Annotated in this window: 2 protein-coding genes; both read right to left on the bottom strand. The window is 52.3% G+C overall.

Annotated elements, in window-relative coordinates:
* Positions 1-219: 219 nt before the first annotated feature.
* Positions 220-1881 carry an FAD-dependent oxidoreductase gene (locus ACEW8P_RS21685; RefSeq protein ID WP_373515161.1) on the bottom strand — a complete coding sequence of 554 codons (1662 nt, stop codon included), beginning with the start codon at positions 1879-1881 and terminating at the stop codon, positions 220-222.
* Positions 1882-1998: 117 nt separating this feature from the next.
* On the bottom strand, positions 1999-3381 hold the full coding sequence (locus tag ACEW8P_RS21690; protein ID WP_373515162.1) for an ATP-binding protein: 1383 nt from the start codon (positions 3379-3381) through the stop codon (positions 1999-2001).
* Positions 3382-3589: the final 208 nt, after the last annotated feature.

Consider the following 3589-nt stretch of genomic DNA (forward strand, 5'->3'; position numbering starts at 1 on the left):
ACGCCGCATTCCTGGCAGGTACGCAGGTGTAGCCAACGGCCACCAATTTTCACGCACTCCTCACAGACACGCTGCTCCGATGTCTTGATTTCTTCAATCGCGGTCAGGTGATTACAAAGGTTTGTAGCCATATGATTTTAGTGGACAATGGACAGTGGACAGTTAAAATACTACTTGCTAAAAAAAGCTGGCAGCTAATAACCTAAAATCAAGAAATAATTACATTTCCGCCAGGTACTTGTGCACGAAGCTAATGGCCATCGCCCCTTCTCCAACCGCGGAGGCGACGCGGTTCATGGCTGAGGCACGGACATCGCCCGCTGCGAACACGCCCGGTACACAGGTTTCGAGAGTGTAGGGTTCACGTTTTTTCTTCCAGATTTTTTTGTAATCAGGGTAGTTAACCAAGTCGCGACCCGTTTCGATGAAGCCGCGCTTATCGATGAGCATTTCGGTATTGATCCACTCCGTGTAGGGCTTGGAACCAATGAAAATGAACAGCGCGTCCGCTGCTGCCACTCGGGTACTTGAGTCGTTCAAATCTTCCAGTACCAATTGCTGCAGATGCCCGTCGCCTTTGGCTTCCGCAATTTCGGTGCAGGGCAGCAAACGAATGTTATCGGTGGCGTCGATCTGGTCGATAAGATACGACGACATGGTGGCGGATAAATCGGGCTTACGGACGAGGATATAGACGTTCTTGGCAAACTGTGAGAGGTACATTGCGCCTTGCCCGGCGGAGTTACCACCGCCCACAATGTACACTTCCTTGTCACGGCAGGCATTGGCTTCCGTAGTGGCGGCCCCGTAATAGACACCCGCCCCGGTGAAATTCTCTACACCTTGTGTTTCAAGCTTGCGGTAGTTGACGCCCGTCGTGATGACGATACTCTTGGTATTCACCGTTTTGCCGTTGCCCAGTGTCAGAATTTTGTAGTTGTCTTTAATTTCGATACCTACCACTTCCTCGGGCGACATGAAGTCTACCCCGAAGCGCGTAGCCTGGGTGATAGCGCGGCGCGATAGTTCGGCCCCGCTCAGGCCCGATGGGAAGCCGAGGTAGTTCTCGATCCGCGAACTCGTCCCCGCCTGACCTCCGGGGGCTCGCTTCTCGATCATCAGCGTTTTCAGCCCCTCTGAGCCGCCGTACACTGCCGCCGACAGTCCTGCTGGCCCCGCGCCGACGATCACGACGTCGTACATTTCATGAGTAGTTTGTAGGCTGAGTCCCAGTTTTTCGGAAATAGTGCGTAGTTCGGGCTGCACCAGAAAACTGCCGTCTTCAAAAAATACAAAAGGCGCATCCTTGGCTTCCAGATTATTAAGGGTCATGAGCTCCTGGCCACGCTCGCTGGTTTCGAGGTCGTACCATTGATAAGGGTGCAGGTTGCCCGACAGGAAATCCTTGATCTCGTGCGACTTAGGCGAGAACTGATAGCCAATGACCCGAATGCCGTCAAACTCGGGAATATTGTGCATCTGCCAGTCTTCCAGCAGGTCGGTCAGTACGGGGTACATCTTCTCCTCAGGCGGATTCCAGGGCTTCATCAGGTAATAGTCCAGCTGCACGTCGTTAATGGCCTTGATGGCTGCATCGGTGTCGGAGTAGGCTGTCAGCAGCACTCGCTTGGCGTGGGGGAAGATCTTTTTAGCCTCGGTAAGGTAGTCCACACCAAGCATCTCGGGCATCCTCTGATCCGAAACGAAGAGAGCAACGGTCTCGTTTTTTTGCTTTAAATCTTTCAGCGCATCCAATGCTTCCTGCGCCGAATCGGTACTCATGACTTTATATTCCTTGCGGTATTGGCTGCGCAGATCCCGCGTCAGGGCGCGAAGTACCTGCGCGTCGTCATCAACGGCAATAATTATGGGCTGCTTCATTCAATGGAGAGTTGATAGTGGACAGTTGACAGTGAATAATGCCTCTGTATTCAGTTTTTAACAAAGATGGTACTCAAAAAGGGCGGCTGTGGCTGAACTCTTTTATTCAGAAGTACCTCACTCAATAGGCAAACAGACGTTGAACTCCGTATGCCCTGGGCGGGAATTTACCTTAATTTGGCCGTTGTGGCGTTTGACGATGTTTTGGGCGATTTCCAGGCCCAGACCACTGCCTTTGCCGATTTCTTTGGTGGTGAAAAAAGGATCGAAGATTTGTTCAAGAACATCGGCCGGAATACCGGGGCCGTTGTCGATTACTCTGGTAATGACAAATTCGCGGTCCTGCCGCGCCTCAATGCGGATTTCGCCCGCCTCTGGTAGTGCGTCGATGGCATTGTCAATTAAGTTGGTCCACACCTGATTCATCTCGCCCGGACTTACGCGTACCTTGGGCAGGTCGTCGGGCATGTCCACTTTTACCTTCACATGGTTGGCTTTTATTTTGTGCTGCAGGATACGCAGAGTACTATCTACGCCAGCGCGCAGCACAATCATTTTCTTGTCAGCTCCGCCGTCCATGTGGGAATATTCCTTGATGGAATGTACAAGGTCACCGATGCGCTGGGAAGCCTCGGCGATTTCATCCACCATTTTTTCGGTCGTTAGCACGCTGTTTATCCAGGTAAGTACGGCCGTCAGGTCTTTGGGTAATACCATTTCGCTGATGTCGTCGAGTTCCTTCACCTTTAAGCCATACTCGGCGAAAGACTCGGCAATCTCAAAGCTTTCCTCCACTTCGTGGTCTTCCAGCCAGTCGGTCAGTTCGTCTTCCAGCCCGGAGCGCTCCATCAATGTTTGTTCCGGTACGCCCCGCTGGAGTACGGCGCCCAGGATCTCGTTTATACGATCCACCCGCGCTTCGTCGGACTCGATGGAAATGACCTGCTTGAATTTTTCGGGTACAAAACCCAAATGCTTTTTAAGAGCCGATGCGCTGCGCACGACCGCTGCCGCCGGGTTGTTGAGTTCATGCGCCAGGCCCGCCGAAAGCTTGCCCAGCGAAATCATTTTCTCGTTCTGCTGATCCAGTTTAGTAAAGCTGCGAATTCGATCCAGCATCAGGTGGACGAGGCTCTCGACCAACTCGTGTTGGGTTGTAATCATCTCTGGAAATTTGTCCCGATGCAGCCGCAACACGGTAGTTTTTTCCAGGGCGACGGCACTGGCAGCCCCGGTTTTCATCCGTGAATAGGGCAGAAGTCCCCCAATGTAGTCTTTTTCGTTAAAGCCGAGTTCCCGGTGCTGACCATTGCGATTGACGAACATTCGCAACCGACCCGCAATGATAATCAGCAGGTAATCCACTGGATCACCGTTCTGGTAAAGGTAGTCGCCTTCCTTCGTCTCTATAATTTCGGAGTTCTCTACGAGCCATTGCAGCTCCGGCTCGGGAACGGAGGAAAGGCTTTCGTTGCCTTTCAATTCTTTCAGGATGTTCATCTTAACGTTGAGTAGGGGAATGTGGGACTAACGCAGGCAGGGCAGTGGAAAGTTTCCTTCCCAATCTACTGCCGCAGCCCTTTCAAGTACTCGATGCTTATCGGTACGAAGGCCAGTTCCTTTTCGCTTTCGTCCTCGATGAAAAAGTGTTTGATGCCGACCTTCTTGGCGGCGCGGATCACGTTCTCCATGTCGATTTGCCCAGTGC

This window comes from Persicitalea sp. (genome assembly GCF_041751555.1).
Taxonomy (GTDB): Bacteria; Bacteroidota; Bacteroidia; order Cytophagales; family Spirosomataceae; genus Persicitalea.

What these genes read in the sequence shown, in the direction of transcription:
- ACEW8P_RS21685 (WP_373515161.1), bottom strand. Translation starts at nt 1,881, where the DNA reads ATGAAGCAGCCCATAATTATTGCCGTTGATGACGACGCGCAGGTACTT.
- ACEW8P_RS21690 (WP_373515162.1), bottom strand. Translation starts at nt 3,381, where the DNA reads ATGAACATCCTGAAAGAATTGAAAGGCAACGAAAGCCTTTCCTCCGTT.